Source organism: Pseudomonas sp. SO81 (assembly GCF_030374125.1).
In the GTDB taxonomy this organism is placed as follows: domain Bacteria; phylum Pseudomonadota; class Gammaproteobacteria; order Pseudomonadales; family Pseudomonadaceae; genus Aquipseudomonas.
On the sequence record NZ_CP126126.1, the window covers coordinates 166,203 to 179,409 of the forward strand.

General features: G+C 66.5%; 12 protein-coding genes. 4 read left to right on the forward strand and 8 right to left on the reverse strand.

Translation table 11 applies throughout. The annotated features are described in order from the left end of the window. Positions 1–22 precede the first annotated feature (22 nt). From OH686_RS00825 to OH686_RS00845, 5 genes are all read right to left on the reverse strand, one after another. The gene (locus tag OH686_RS00825) at positions 23–1,972 is read right to left on the reverse strand and encodes an acetyl/propionyl/methylcrotonyl-CoA carboxylase subunit alpha (protein WP_289535750.1); all 1,950 of its coding nucleotides are present in this window, start codon (positions 1,970–1,972) and stop codon (positions 23–25) included. Next, a complete protein-coding gene (locus tag OH686_RS00830; RefSeq protein WP_289535751.1) occupies positions 1,969–2,769 on the reverse strand; it encodes a gamma-carboxygeranoyl-CoA hydratase in 801 nt (266 codons plus the stop codon). The genes OH686_RS00825 and OH686_RS00830 overlap by 4 nt, the downstream gene beginning before the upstream one ends. Before the next feature lie 3 nt (positions 2,770–2,772). After that, positions 2,773–4,380, reverse strand: coding sequence for a carboxyl transferase domain-containing protein (locus OH686_RS00835; protein WP_289535753.1), 1,608 nt, complete (start codon positions 4,378–4,380; stop codon positions 2,773–2,775). Between the two features lie 146 nt (positions 4,381–4,526). Then, positions 4,527–5,690, reverse strand: a complete 1,164-nt coding sequence (locus OH686_RS00840) for an isovaleryl-CoA dehydrogenase (protein ID WP_289535754.1) — start codon at positions 5,688–5,690, stop codon at positions 4,527–4,529. Positions 5,691–5,720: 30 nt separating this feature from the next. After that, positions 5,721–6,119: a MerR family transcriptional regulator gene (locus OH686_RS00845; protein WP_043307280.1), complete on the reverse strand. Its 399-nt coding sequence runs from the start codon at positions 6,117–6,119 to the stop codon at positions 5,721–5,723. 118 nt (positions 6,120–6,237) lie between these two features. Between OH686_RS00845 and OH686_RS00850 the strand changes: the two genes are divergently transcribed. Genes OH686_RS00850 through OH686_RS00860 form a run of 3 tightly spaced genes read left to right on the forward strand, consistent with a single transcriptional unit; the run spans position 6,238 to position 9,344 of the window. Then, positions 6,238–7,005, forward strand: coding sequence for a 3-hydroxyacyl-CoA dehydrogenase (locus tag OH686_RS00850; RefSeq protein WP_289535757.1), 768 nt, complete (start codon positions 6,238–6,240; stop codon positions 7,003–7,005). Between the two features lie 10 nt (positions 7,006–7,015). Next, positions 7,016–8,203, forward strand: a complete 1,188-nt coding sequence (locus OH686_RS00855; protein ID WP_289535758.1) for an acetyl-CoA C-acyltransferase — start codon at positions 7,016–7,018, stop codon at positions 8,201–8,203. Positions 8,204–8,216: 13 nt separating this feature from the next. Next, a complete protein-coding gene (locus OH686_RS00860) occupies positions 8,217–9,344 on the forward strand; it encodes an acyl-CoA dehydrogenase family protein (RefSeq protein ID WP_289535760.1) in 1,128 nt (375 codons plus the stop codon). A 113-nt stretch (positions 9,345–9,457) separates the two neighbouring features. Here OH686_RS00860 and OH686_RS00865 read toward each other — a convergent pair whose 3' ends face one another. Further along, positions 9,458–10,387, reverse strand: a complete 930-nt coding sequence (locus tag OH686_RS00865; RefSeq protein ID WP_137973243.1) for a LysR family transcriptional regulator — start codon at positions 10,385–10,387, stop codon at positions 9,458–9,460. A gap of 133 nt (positions 10,388–10,520) precedes the next feature. Between OH686_RS00865 and OH686_RS00870 the strand changes: the two genes are divergently transcribed. Further along, positions 10,521–11,750, forward strand: coding sequence for an acyl-CoA dehydrogenase (locus tag OH686_RS00870; protein WP_289535762.1), 1,230 nt, complete (start codon positions 10,521–10,523; stop codon positions 11,748–11,750). A gap of 107 nt (positions 11,751–11,857) precedes the next feature. On the opposite strand, the gene OH686_RS00875 is transcribed toward OH686_RS00870, so the two are convergent. Next, entirely contained in the window at positions 11,858–12,040 is a 183-nt protein-coding gene (locus OH686_RS00875) for a hypothetical protein (protein WP_289535764.1), read from the reverse strand. Further along, complete coding sequence (locus OH686_RS00880) at positions 12,040–13,026, reverse strand: TerC family protein (RefSeq protein ID WP_289535766.1); 987 nt, start codon at positions 13,024–13,026, stop codon at positions 12,040–12,042. Before OH686_RS00880 ends, OH686_RS00875 begins: the two co-directional genes overlap by 1 nt. Positions 13,027–13,207 lie beyond the last annotated feature (181 nt).

Here is a 13,207-nt window from a genome sequence, read left to right on the forward strand (position 1 = left end):
TCTCTCGCTTCGTGGGTGGCCCTCAGGCCTCTTCCAGCTCTACCAGGGCGGCACCTTCGCCGACCATGTCGCCCTCGGCGCAATACAGCGCCTTGACTATGCCGGCGTGGGGCGCGCGGATGCTGTGCTCCATCTTCATGGCCTCCAGCACCACCAGAGCGGCGCCGGCCTCAACCCGCTGGCCGGGTTCGACCAGCACGCGCACGATACTGCCGTTCATGGGCGCCGTCAGCCCGCCGTGCTGGGCGTGGCTGGCCTCGACCTCGGCAATCGGGTCGACGCGGCGCACCTCGTGCAGGCGGCCCTGCCATTCCAGATAGAGTGCGTCGCCCTGGCGGATGGCGCGGTAGCTGCGCCGCAGGCCGTCCTGCTCAATCCACAATTGCTCGCCCAGCAGCTGCGACTGCAGCGCGCCGCGCAGGTGCACGGTCTGGCGCTGCTCGCCGCAGCTCAGCTGCAGGTCGGTCTCGCTGGCCAGGCCTGCGCGCCAGCCGAGGTTGCCGCTCCAGGGCGAGTGATAGTCCTCGTGGCTGCGGCGCAGCGCCTCGCTCTGCAGCCAGGCTTCGCCGGCCAGTTGCCAGAACTCGCTCGGCAGTTCAGTCACGGCCGGCAGCAGCTGCGCCTGGTGACGGGCGATAAAGCCGGTATCCAGCTCGGCGCTGGCGAAGGCCGGATGGGCCAGCACGCGACGGAGGAAGGGCAGGTTGCTGGCAAAGCCGCCGACGGCGGTCTCTTCCAGCATGGCCAGCAGACGCTGGCGAGCCTGTTCGCGGTCCTCGCCCCAGGCGATCAGCTTGCCGAGCATGGGGTCGTAGAAGGGCGAGACGGTGTCGCCTTCAGCTACACCGCTGTCAACGCGGCGGCCTTCGCCGGCGGCCGGTTCGCGATATAGCTTGAGGTCGCCGGAGGCGGGGAGGAAGTCGTGGTCGGTGTCCTCGGCGTAAAGACGCACCTCGATGGCGTGGCCATTGAGCGGCACCTGGTCCTGGGTGATCGGCAGGGCTTCGCCACGGGCGACGCGAATCTGCCAGGCCACCAGGTCGAGGCCGGTGATGGCCTCGGTGACCGGGTGTTCAACTTGGAGCCTTGTATTCATTTCCATAAAGAAGAACTGGCCGCGGGCATCGAGCAGAAACTCCACGGTGCCGGCGCCGACATAGCCGATAGCCTGGGCGGCCTTGACCGCCGCCTCGCCCATGGCGCGGCGCAGCTCGGGGCTCAAACCTGGGGCAGGGGCTTCCTCGACCACCTTCTGGTGGCGGCGCTGGATCGAGCAGTCGCGCTCATTGAGGTACAGGCAGTTGCCATGGCTGTCGGCGAATACCTGGATCTCCACATGACGCGGCTGCAGCACGTATTTCTCCACCAGCATGCGCGAGTCGCCGAAGGAGGACTGGGCCTCACGCTGGGCAGATTCCAGGGTCTCGGCCAGCTCGGCTTCGCGCTCGACCACCTTCATGCCCTTGCCGCCGCCACCGGCGGCGGCCTTGAGCAGCACCGGGTAGCCGATGCGTTCGGCGGCGACGCGGAAGGTTTCCACGTCCTGGGCTTCGCCGTGGTAGCCGGGCACCAGCGGCACGCCGGCGTCTTCCATCAGTGCCTTGGCCGCGGACTTGCTGCCCATGGCGTCGATGGCCGAAGCCGGCGGGCCGAGGAACACCAGGCCGGCGGCCTCGATGGCGCGGGCGAAGCCGGCGTTCTCAGAGAGGAAGCCGTAGCCCGGGTGGATGGCCTGGGCGCCGCTGGCCTTGGCCGCGGCGATGATCTTGTCGATCAGCAGATAGCTCTCGGCCGGCTTGGCGCCGCCGAGGTTCACCGCCAGGTCGGCTTCGCGCACATGGCGGGCGTTGGCGTCGATGGCGCTGTGCACGGCCACGGTCTTCAGGCCCTGGGCCTTGGCGGTGCGCATCACCCGGCAGGCGATCTCGCCGCGGTTGGCCACCAGCAGGGTGTCGATGTGCTTGCGGCTCATGCTTGTGGCTCCTGCCAGGCGGGCGTGCGTTTTTCCAGGAAGGCGTTGAGCCCTTCCTGGCCTTCGGGACTGACACGGATACGGGCGATGGCGTTCTCGGTGTAGCGGCGCAGCGGCGGATTGAGCACGCCGCTGCCGACCTCGCGCAGCAGGTCCTTGCTCACCTGCATGGCCTGCGGGCTGTTGAGCAGCAGGTTGCTGATCCAGCTCTCGACCTGGGCGGCCAGCTCGGCGGCCGGGTAGGCCTCGGCCAGCAGGCCCAGCTCGCGGGCGCGGCTGCCGGAGAAGCGCTCGGCGGTCAGCGCATAGCGGCGCGCGGCGCGCTCGCCCAGGGCCTGCACGACGAAGGGACTGATCACCGCCGGGGCCAGGCCGATGCGCACTTCGGACAGGCTGAACAGCGCGTCGTCCGCGCCGATGGCCATATCGCAGCAACTGACCAGGCCCACCGCACCGCCGAAGGCCGCGCCCTGGACCACGGCCAGGGTCGGGATCTTCAGGGCGTTGAGGTTGTACATCAGCTCGGCCAGCTCGCGGGCATCATTCAGGTTGGCGTTGTAGTCGAGCTTGGCCGAGGCCTGCATCCAGGCCAGGTCGGCGCCGGCGGAGAAGTGCCTGCCGCGCCCGCGCAGCAGCAGGAAGCGCAAGGTCTTGTCGGCGCCGATCGCATCGATGGCGAGGATCAGCTCGCGGATCATCTCGGCGTTGAAGGCGTTGTTCTTGTCCGGGCGGTTCAGCCACAGGGTGGCGAAGCCGCGCGGGTCTTTTTCCAGCTGTACGGTGATGAAGTCGGTCATGGCTTACATCCGGAATACGCCGAACTGGGTCGGCTCGATGGGCGCATTGAGGCTGGCGGACAGGGCCAGGCCGAGTACGTCGCGGGTCTGCGCCGGGTCGATCACACCGTCGTCCCACAGGCGGGCGCTGGAGTAGTAGGCATGGGCTTGCTGTTCGTACTGGGCGACGATGGGCTGCTTGATGCGCGCCTCTTCCTTGTCGCTGAACGGATGGCCGGCGCGGGCCGCCTGTTCGCGCTTGACCTGCACCAAGACGCCTGCAGCCTGCTCGGCGCCCATCACGCCGATGCGCGCGTTGGGCCACATCCACAGGAAGCGTGGGTCGTAGGCACGGCCGCACATGCCGTAGTTACCAGCGCCGAAGCTGCCGCCGATGATCACGGTGAACTTCGGTACCCGGGCGCAGGCCACGGCGGTGACCAGCTTGGCGCCGTGCTTGGCGATGCCGCCTTCCTCGTACTTCTTGCCGACCATGAAGCCGGTGATGTTCTGCAGGAACAGCAGCGGGATGCCGCGCTGGCAGGCCAGTTCGATGAAGTGCGCACCTTTCTGCGCGGCTTCCGCGAACAGGATCCCGTTATTGGCGAGGATCGCCACCGGATAGCCGTGGATATGGGCGAAGCCGCACACCAGGGTGGTGCCGAACAACGCCTTGAACTCATCGAATTCACTGCCGTCGACCACGCGCGCGATCACTTCGCGCACATCGAAGGGCTGCTTGGCGTCGGCCGGGATCACCCCGTACAGCTCATCACTGCTGTGCAGCGGGGCGAGCGGGGCGCGGGTCTGCAGCTGGCCGAGCTTGCGCCAGTTGAGGTTGGCGATGCAGCGGCGGGCCAAGGCCAGGGCATGCTCGTCGTTCTCGGCGTAATGGTCGGCCACGCCGGACGTCTTGCAGTGCACATCGGCACCGCCGAGTTCCTCGGCAGTCACCACCTCGCCGGTGGCGGCCTTCACCAGGGGCGGGCCGGCCAGGAAGATGGTGGCCTGGTTGCGCACCATGATGGTCTCGTCGCTCATCGCCGGCACATAGGCGCCACCGGCGGTGCAGGAACCCATCACGACCGCGATTTGGGGAATCCCCATCGCGCTCATATTGGCCTGGTTGAAGAAGATGCGGCCGAAGTGCTCGCGGTCCGGGAAAACCTCTTCCTGGCGCGGCAGGTTGGCGCCGCCGGAGTCCACCAGGTAGATGCACGGCAGGCGGTTCTGCTGGGCGATGGTCTGTGCGCGCAGGTGCTTCTTCACCGTCAGCGGGTAGTAGCTGCCGCCTTTCACCGTGGCGTCGTTGGCGATGATCATGCACTCGACGCCTTCCACGCGGCCGATGCCAGCGACCACACCGGCGGCCGGCACGTCTTCGCCGTACACCTCGTGGGCGGCCAGCTGACCGACTTCGAGGAAGGGCGAGCCGAGGTCCAGCAGGCGGTTGATACGCTCGCGCGGCAGCAGCTTGCCGCGCGAGGTGTGGCGTTCCTGGGCCTTGGCGCCGCCGCCCTCATGGACGCGGGCGAGCAGGGCGCGCAGGTCGCTGACCTGGGTGAGCATGGCCGCACTGTTGGTGGCGAACTCCGGCGAGCGGGTGTTGATCTGGGTATGCAGGATGGCCATCTGGCGCGCTCCGATTCTGCTGTTATCTCCCCTCTGCCCGCTTGCGGGAGAGGGGCCGGGGGAGAGGGGTGAACTGGCGACTCAGAGCCCATCTCCCTAGCCCTCTCCCATAAATGGGAGAGGGGAATGTCGGCGTTGTTTGAAAGTTATTTCGTCTCGTTGTACAGCTCGCGGCCGATCAGCATGCGGCGGATCTCGCTGGTGCCGGCGCCGATCTCGTACAGCTTGGCGTCGCGCAGCAGGCGGCCGGCCGGGTACTCATTGGTGTAACCGTTGCCGCCGAGCAGCTGGATGGTGTCGAGGGCCATCTTGGTGGCCATCTCGGCGGTGTAGAGGATCACCGCGGCGGCGTCCTTGCGCGATTCCTCGCCGCGGTCGCAGGCCTTGGCCACGGTGTACAGGTAGGACTTGGAGGCGTTCATGCCGGCGTACATGTCGGCCAGCTTGCCCTGCACCAGCTGGAACTCGCCGATCGACTGCTTGAACTGCTGGCGTTCGTGCACGTAGGGCAGCACCACGTCCAGGCAGGCGCTCATGATCCCGGTCGGGCCGCCGGAGAGCACGGTGCGCTCGTAGTCCAGGCCGCTCATCAGCACGGCCACGCCGCGGCCTTCGCCGCCGAGGACGTTTTCCTCCGGTACTTCCACGTCCTCGAACACCAGTTCGCAGGTGTTGGAGCCGCGCATGCCCAGCTTGTCCAGCTTCTGGTGGCGGGAGAAGCCCTTGTAGTCGCGCTCGACGATGAACGCGGTCATGCCGCGCGAACCGGCATTGATGTCGGTCTTGGCGTAGATCACGTAGGTGTTGGCGTCCGGGCCGTTGGTGATCCACATCTTGTTGCCGTTGAGCACGTAGTGGTCGCCACGCTTCTCGGCGCGCAGCTTCATCGACACCACGTCGGAACCGGCATTGGGCTCGCTCATGGCCAGGGCGCCGATATGCTCGCCGGAGCACAGCTTGGGCAGGTACTTGGCCTTCTGCTCGTGGGTGCCGTTCTTGCGAATCTGGTTCAGGCACAGATTGGAGTGCGCGCCGTAGGACAGGCCGACCGAGGCGCTGGCACGGCTGATCTCTTCCATCGCCACCACGTGAGCCAGGTAGCCCATATTGGTGCCGCCGTATTCCTCTTCCACGGTCATGCCGAGCAGGCCCATATCGCCGAACTTGCGCCACATGTCCATGGGGAACTCGTTGTCGCGGTCGATCTGCGCCGCACGCGGGGCCAGCTCGGCCTGAGCGAACTGATGTACCGAGTCGCGCAGCATGTCGATGGTCTCGCCGAGACCGAAGTTGAGGGTTGGGTAGCTCATGAGTTCCACCTGTGAATTATTGGATTAAGTTCAGGAAGTAACGCTTTGATCTGAAACGGTTTCTGCCAGTGCTGCCAGGCAGCGCTCTTCGGCCGTGTCGAGCTCCAGCTGCATCTGTTCGATGTCCAGCAGCTGCTGCTCCAACTGCGCGCGGCGGGCGGCGATCTTGGCCATGAAGGTCTCCAGCTGCTTGCGGTTGCCGCTGCTGGGGTCGTAGAGATCGATCAGCTCCTTGCACTCGGCCAGCGAGAAGCCGATGCGCTTGCCGCGCAGGATCAGCTTGAGGGTCACCAGGTCCTTGGGCCGGTAGATGCGCTCCTGGCCGCGGCGCTCGGGCACCAGCATGCCTTGCTCCTCGTAGAAGCGGATGGCGCGGGTGGTGACGTCCAGCTCGCGGGCCAGATCGGAGATGGAATAGGTGATGGACATGGCCGACTCTCGTTTACCTTTACGTTAACGTAAACCTGTGCCAGTCTGACTGTCAATCTCGGGCTCCGGCCTCGCCGGTGCGTCCGATCGACATTCATGCTGGGTGAGGAGTTGGCTTGTGCGTATCGAAGATTCCGTGTTCCTGATCACCGGCGGCGGCTCGGGCCTTGGCCTGGCTACTGCGCGTGAGCTGGTCGGTCAGGGCGCCAGGGTGCTGCTGCTGGACATCAATGCCGAGGCCGGCGCCAAGGCGGCTGCCGCATTGGGCGAGCGGGCGCGCTTCCTGCGCACCGATATCAGCAGCGAGGCCGATGGCCGCGCCGCCGTGGCCAATGCGCTGCAGGCCTTCGGCGCCGTACACGGGCTGGTCAACTGCGCCGGCGTGGCGCCGGCCGAGAAGGTCATTGGGCGCAACGGCGCCCATGGCCTGGACAGCTTCCGTCGCACCATCGAGATCAACCTGATCGGCAGCTTCAACATGCTGCGCCTGGCCGCCGAGGCCATGGCGCAGAACCAGCCGAACGCCGATGGCGAGCGCGGCGTGATCATCAACACCGCCTCGGTGGCGGCCTTCGACGGGCAAATGGGCCAGGCCGCGTATTCGGCCTCCAAGGGCGGCGTGGCCGCCATGACCCTGCCGACGGCGCGTGATCTGGCGCGCTCGGGCATTCGCGTGATGTGCATCGCGCCGGGCATCTTCGAGACGCCGATGATGGCCGGCATGCCCCAGGAGGTGCAGGACTCCCTGGCCGCCAACGTGCCGTTCCCGCCGCGCCTGGGCCGGCCGGCCGAGTACGCCGCGCTGGTCCGCCATATCGTCGAGAACGCCATGCTCAACGGCGAGGTCATCCGCCTGGATGGCGCGCTGCGCATGGCGGCCAAGTGAGGGCACGAGCATGCACAACGATCCGGTGGTGATAGTCGGCGCTGCGCGCACGCCCATGGGTGGCTTCCTCGGCGACTTCAAGGATCTGACGGCCGCCCAGCTGGGCGCCGCCGCCATTCGCGCCACGCTCGAGCGTGCCGGCGTGGCCGGTGATGCGGTGGACGAGGCGATCATGGGCTGCGTGCTGCAGGCCGGTCAGGGTCAGGCCCCGGCGCGCCAGGCGGTGCTCGGCGCTGGGCTGCCGCAGTCGGTGGTCTGCTCCACGGTGAACAAGATGTGCGGCTCCGGCATGAAGGCCGCCATGTTCGGCCATGACCTGCTGCTGGCCGGCGGCGCCCGGGTGGTGCTGGCCGGCGGCATGGAGAGCATGTCGGGCGCGCCTTACCTGCTGGAGCGCGCCCGCGCCGGCTACCGCATGGGCCACGGCAAGGTGCTCGACCATATGTTCCTCGACGGCCTGGAAGACGCCTACGACAAGGGCCGGCTGATGGGCACCTTCGCCGAGGACTGCGCGCAGAGCTACGGCTTCAGCCGCGAGCAGCAGGACGAGTTTGCCATCGCCTCGCTGACCCGCGCCCAGCGCGCCATCGCCGAGGGCCGCTTCGCCGAGGAGATCGTGCCGGTGCAGGCGAAAGCCGGCCGCGAGCTGGTCACCATCAGCCAGGACGAACAGCCGCCCAAGGCGCGCCCGGACAAGATCCCGACCCTCAAGCCGGCCTTCCGCGAGGGCGGCACGGTGACGGCGGCCAACGCCAGCTCGATCTCCGATGGTGCCGCCGCGCTGCTGCTGATGCGCCAGTCCGAGGCCGAGCGCCGTGGCCTGACCCCGCTGGCACGGATCGCCGGGCACGCCTCGGCGGCCCAGGCGCCGAACCTGTTCACCACTGCGCCGGTTGGCGCCATCCAGCGCCTGCTGGCCAGCACCGGCTGGTCGCTGGGCGAGGTCGACCTGTTCGAGATCAACGAGGCCTTCGCCGTGGTGCCCATGGTCGCCATGCGCGACCTCGGCATCCCTCACGACAAGCTCAACGTGCATGGCGGCGCCTGCGCCCTGGGCCACCCGATCGGCGCCTCCGGCGCGCGCATTCTGGTGACCCTGCTGTCCGCCCTGCGCCAATACGGCCTCAAGCGCGGCCTGGCGGCCGTGTGCATTGGCGGCGGCGAGGCCACCGCGCTGGCCATCGAACTGATCAATTGAGGAGACGAGCCAGATGCTACCCAGCGAACAGGACATCCTGATCCGCGACATGGCCCGCCAGTTTGCCCAGGAGCGCCTGAAACCCTTTGCCGCCGACTGGGACCGCGAGCACCGCTTCCCCGCCGAGGCGCTGAAGGAAATGGCCGACCTCGGCTTCCTCGGTATGCTGGTGCCAGAGGAGTGGGGTGGTGCAGCCACCGGCCACCTGGCCTACGCCATGGCTCTGGAAGAGATAGCCGCCGGCGACGGCGCCTGCTCCACCATCATGAGCGTGCACAACTCGGTGGGCTGCATGCCCATTCTGAAGTTCGGCAGCGACGAGCAGAAGCGGCGCTTCCTCCAGCCCCTGGCCAGCGGCGCCATGCTCGGCGCCTTCGCCCTGACCGAGCCGCAGGCCGGCTCGGACGCCAGCGATCTGCGTACCCGCGCGCGGCGCGACGGTGACCACTACGTGTTGAACGGCGCCAAGCAGTTCATCACCTCCGGCAGCCACGCCGGGATGGTGATCGTGTTCGCCGTGACCGATCCGCAAGCCGGCAAGAAGGGCATCAGCGCCTTTATCGTGCCGACCGATACCCCCGGCTACTCGGTGGTGCGGGTCGAAGACAAGCTCGGCCAGCATGCCTCCGACACCTGCCAGATCCAGCTCGACGAGGTGCGCATTCCGGCGTCGTTGCGTTTGGGTGAGGAGGGTGAGGGCTACCGCATCGCCCTGAGCAACCTTGAAGGCGGACGCATCGGCATCGCCGCCCAGTCGGTGGGAATGGCCCGCGCCGCGTTCGAGGCGGCCCGCGACTACGCCCATGAGCGCAAGACCTTCGGTAAAGCGATCATCGAGCATCAGGCCGTGGCTTTCCGCCTGGCCGACATGGCCACCCAGATCGCCGTGGCGCGGCAGATGGTGCATCACGCCGCAGCGCTGCGTGAAGCCGGCCAGCCGTGTTTGACCGAGGCCTCGATGGCCAAGCTGTTTGCCTCGGAGATGGCGGAGAGGGTCTGCTCGGCGGCGATCCAGACCCTGGGCGGCTATGGCTACCTCAAGGACTTCCCGGTGGAGCGCATCTACCGCGACGTGCGCGTGTGCCAGATCTACGAGGGCACCAGCGATGTGCAGCGGATGGTGATCGCGCGCAGCCTGTAACGACTACTCCCCCTTGCGCTGGGTGGACTCGTTCCACCTCCGGCCAGCTGGCCGGTTCCCTCGAAGGCGCCGTTTATCCGTGAAGAAGGGGCCGTTCGGCCCCTTCGTTTTTTTCAGGCCTGCTCGGCGGCCTTCTTCTCCTGGACGCCGATCTGCTGGGCCAGCTCGATCAGCTGCTCGCGCATCCAGCGGTTGGCCGGGTCCTGGTCGGTGCTCTCGTGCCAGTACAGGTGGGTTTCCAGGGCCGGCACGTCGCTCACCGGCAGCTCCACGTAATGCAGGTTGTGGCGACGGGCGAAGCGCTCGGGCACGGTCATCGCCATGTCGGTGTTGTGCAGCACGGTGGAGGCCATCAGGTAATGCTGCGAGCGCAGGGCCACCTTGCGTTGCAGGCCCATCTTGCCCAGTGACAGGTCGATGTAGCCGAGGCCGCTGCGGCGGCTGGAGATCTGGATATGGGTCAGCGACAGGTATTCGTCTAGGCTGATCTTGTCCTTGGCCAGCGCATGGCCCGGGCGCAGGGCGCAGACGTAGCGGTCTTCCATCAGCTTGACGTGGCGCACCTGCGGGTCGGTATTGAGTACCGCGTCCACGGCGAAGTCCAGGCGGCCGGCGGCCAGTTCCTTGGTGGTCTCGCGGCGCTTGGACTGGAAGCTCTCGATCTGCACCGCCGGAGCCAGGCGGCGCAGGCGCTGGAACAGCGCCGGCAGGAGAATCTGCTCGGAGAGGTCGGTCATGCTGATGCGGTAGGTCTTGTTCGCCTGCTTGGCGTCGAAGGTGCGGCTTTCCTGCACCGATACGCGCAGCAGCTGCAGGGCGTTGCGTACCGGGCCGATGATGTTCTGCGCCATCGGCGTGGGCACCATGCCCTGGGCGGTACGCACGAACAGCGGATCGTTGAAGGTCTCGCGCAGGCGCGCCAGGGCGTTGGACACGGCGGGCTGGGTGATGCCGACGATCTGTCCGGCGCGGGTCAGGTTGGCCTCGGTATAGATGGCATCGAAGACGATGAAGAGGTTGAGGTCTACCTTGTTCAAGTTCATGGTCTCTCTCCGCGGGATCGAGCCTCATCATATATTGCTTATGAATGTTGATAAGGCAGGAAAATAGCTTAGATAAATCGTGGGTGCTGTTCTAGCATCATTTCCACATCGAAGCCAACCACAAGGTGTCCCCATGGATTTCGCCTACTCCCCCAAGGTCCAGGAACTGCGTGAGCGCGTCACCGCGTTCATGGAAGCCCACGTCTACCCGAACGAAGCCGTGTTCGAGCAGCAGGTCAACGAAGGCGACCGCTGGCAGCCGACCGCGATCATGGAAGAGCTCAAGGCCAAGGCTAAAGCCGAGGGACTGTGGAACCTGTTCCTGCCGGAATCCGAGTACGGCGCCGGCCTGACCAACATGGAATACGCGCCGCTGGCCGAGATCATGGGCCGCTCGCTGATGGGCTCCGAGCCGTTCAACTGCTCGGCGCCGGACACCGGCAACATGGAGACCCTGGTGCGCTACGCCACCGAGGCGCAGAAGAAGCAGTGGCTTGAGCCGCTGCTGTCCGGCGAGATCCGCTCCGCCTTCGCCATGACCGAGCCGGGCGTGGCCTCCTCGGACGCCACCAATATGCAGGCCAACGCCGTGCGTGACGGCGACGAGTGGGTGATCAACGGCCGCAAATGGTGGACCTCCGGCGCCTGCGACCCGCGCTGCAAGATCATGATCTTCATGGGCCTGACCAACCCGGACGCGCCGCGCCACCAGCAACACTCGATGATCCTGGTGCCGAGCGACACCCCCGGCGTGAAAATCCTCCGTCCGCTACCGGTGTTCGGCTACGACGACGCCCCGCATGGCCACGCCGAAGTGGTGTTCGAGAACGTGCGCGTGCCCTATGAGAACGTGCTGCTCGGCGAGGGCCGCGGCTTCGAGATCGCCCAGGGTCGCCTCGGACCGGGCCGCATCCACCACTGCATGCGTTCCATCGGCATGGCCGAGCGCGCGCTGGAACTGATGTGCAAGCGCGCCGTCAGCCGCACCGCCTTCGGCAAGCCGCTGGCCCGCCTGGGGGGCAACATCGACCACATCGCCAACTCGCGCATCGAGATCAACCAGGCCCGCCTGCTGACCCTAAACGCCGCGTACATGATGGACACCGTGGGCAACAAGGTGGCGCAGAGTGAGATCGCGCAGATCAAGGTGGTGGCGCCCAACGTCGCGCTCAACGTGATCGACCGCGCCATCCAGATCCATGGCGGCGCCGGTGTCTCCAACGACACCCCGCTGGCCTACTTCTACGCCATGCAGCGCACCCTGCGCCTGGCCGACGGCCCGGACGAGGTACACCGCGCCGCCATCGGCAAGTTCGAGATCGGCAAGTACGTGCCGCGTGAAGCGATGAAAGCCAGCCGCTGATTCATAGCCGCTGCAATGCACAAGGCCCGCATAAGCGGGCCTTGTCGTTTGTAGCGATTTATTCGTTGCGCTTGTAGGGTGGCCTCGCCGCGCAGCGGCAGCCCACCTCAGTGCTCGTCGCCACCCTCATCGCGCCACTGCTGGCGCAACCAGCTGAAGCGCTGGTGCAGTTGGGCGGCGAAGGTGCGCGCCGCCAGTTCCTCATGGAAGGTCAGGGTCCTGCGTCCCAGGCATACCAGCCACAGGGTGCGGCCTTTGCTTTCACGCAGCTCGATACGCACATCAGGCATCAGGGCCCGGTCTCCTGGTTGCGGGTCTTCAGCAGCGACAGCAGCACACCGCCGGCCAACAGGCCAAAGGTTACGCCGAGCGAGAGCAGGGCGGGAATCTTGCCGATGAAACCGTGCAGGAAGATCTTGCCGCCGATGAAGATCAGCACCAGCGCCAGGGCGTACTTGAGATAGATGAAGCGGTGCATCAGTGCGGCCAGGGCGAAGTACAGCGAGCGCAGGCCGAGGATGGCGAAGATGTTCGAGGTGTAGACGATGAACGGGTCCTGGGTAATGGCGAACACCGCCGGCACGCTGTCCACGGCAAACACCAGGTCGGCCAGCTCGATCAGCACCAGGGCGAGGAACAGCGGCGTGGCGTAGAGCAGGTGTTTGCTGGCGCCTTCCGGACGCTTGCGGATGAAGAAGTGCCCGCCGTGCAGCTCGTCGGTGACCCGCATGTGCCGACGCAGGAAACGCAGCATGGGGTTCTGCGACAGGTCGGGATGCTGCTCCTCGCGGCTGAACATCATCTTCACCCCGGTGAACAGCAGGAAGGCGCCAAAGATATAGAGGATCCAGTCGAACTCCTGCACCAGTGCCGTGCCCAGGCCGATCATGATCGCCCGCAGCACGATCACCCCGATGATGCCCCAGAACAGCACCCGGTGCTGGTAGCGCCGGGGAATGCCGAAGAAACCGAAGATCATCGCCATGACGAACACGTTGTCCATCGACAGCGATTGCTCCACCAGGAAGCCGGTGTAGAACTCCAGGGCGCTCTGGGCGCCCAGCTCGTACCAGACCCACAGGCCGAACAGCACGCCGACGCTGAAGTAGCCGCTGTACAGCAGCAGGCTCTCGCGCATCTCGATCTCGTGCTGGTCGCGATGCAGGATGCCCAGGTCCAGCACCAGCAGAGCGACGACGATGCCGAGGAAGCTCAGCCACAGCCAGGTGGCGGTGCCGAGCATGGGGGTATTGAGGAATTCGAGTAGCTGGCCCATCGGCCCCTCCGTCGCTGTCAGTCAGACAGTGACTCCGACATCGCGGCGAGGGTTCGCCGCCAGAGGGGCCCGGCGTCACTGAAGGCTGCGCATGCAGCCGTCAGGAACAAGGCTAGTCCAGTGGTTCGGGGCAGCAACTCGGCGAAAGTTCCTGAATGTTTCCTTCCAGCGGGAGAGGGTG

Bases quoted from the DNA above. Each gene is read 5' to 3' on its own strand.
- OH686_RS00830 (WP_289535751.1), bottom strand. From the start codon at position 2,769: ATGACCGACTTCATCACCGTACAGCTGGAAAAAGACCCGCGCGGCTTC.
- OH686_RS00880 (WP_289535766.1), bottom strand. From the start codon at position 13,026: ATGGGCCAGCTACTCGAATTCCTCAATACCCCCATGCTCGGCACCGCC.
- OH686_RS00845 (WP_043307280.1), bottom strand. From the start codon at position 6,119: ATGTCCATCACCTATTCCATCTCCGATCTGGCCCGCGAGCTGGACGTC.
- OH686_RS00865 (WP_137973243.1), bottom strand. From the start codon at position 10,387: ATGAACTTGAACAAGGTAGACCTCAACCTCTTCATCGTCTTCGATGCC.
- OH686_RS00870 (WP_289535762.1), top strand. From the start codon at position 10,521: ATGGATTTCGCCTACTCCCCCAAGGTCCAGGAACTGCGTGAGCGCGTC.
- OH686_RS00860 (WP_289535760.1), top strand. From the start codon at position 8,217: ATGCTACCCAGCGAACAGGACATCCTGATCCGCGACATGGCCCGCCAG.
- OH686_RS00825 (WP_289535750.1), bottom strand. From the start codon at position 1,972: ATGAGCCGCAAGCACATCGACACCCTGCTGGTGGCCAACCGCGGCGAG.
- OH686_RS00855 (WP_289535758.1), top strand. From the start codon at position 7,016: ATGCACAACGATCCGGTGGTGATAGTCGGCGCTGCGCGCACGCCCATG.
- OH686_RS00840 (WP_289535754.1), bottom strand. From the start codon at position 5,690: ATGAGCTACCCAACCCTCAACTTCGGTCTCGGCGAGACCATCGACATG.
- OH686_RS00875 (WP_289535764.1), bottom strand. From the start codon at position 12,040: ATGCCTGATGTGCGTATCGAGCTGCGTGAAAGCAAAGGCCGCACCCTG.
- OH686_RS00835 (WP_289535753.1), bottom strand. From the start codon at position 4,380: ATGGCCATCCTGCATACCCAGATCAACACCCGCTCGCCGGAGTTCGCC.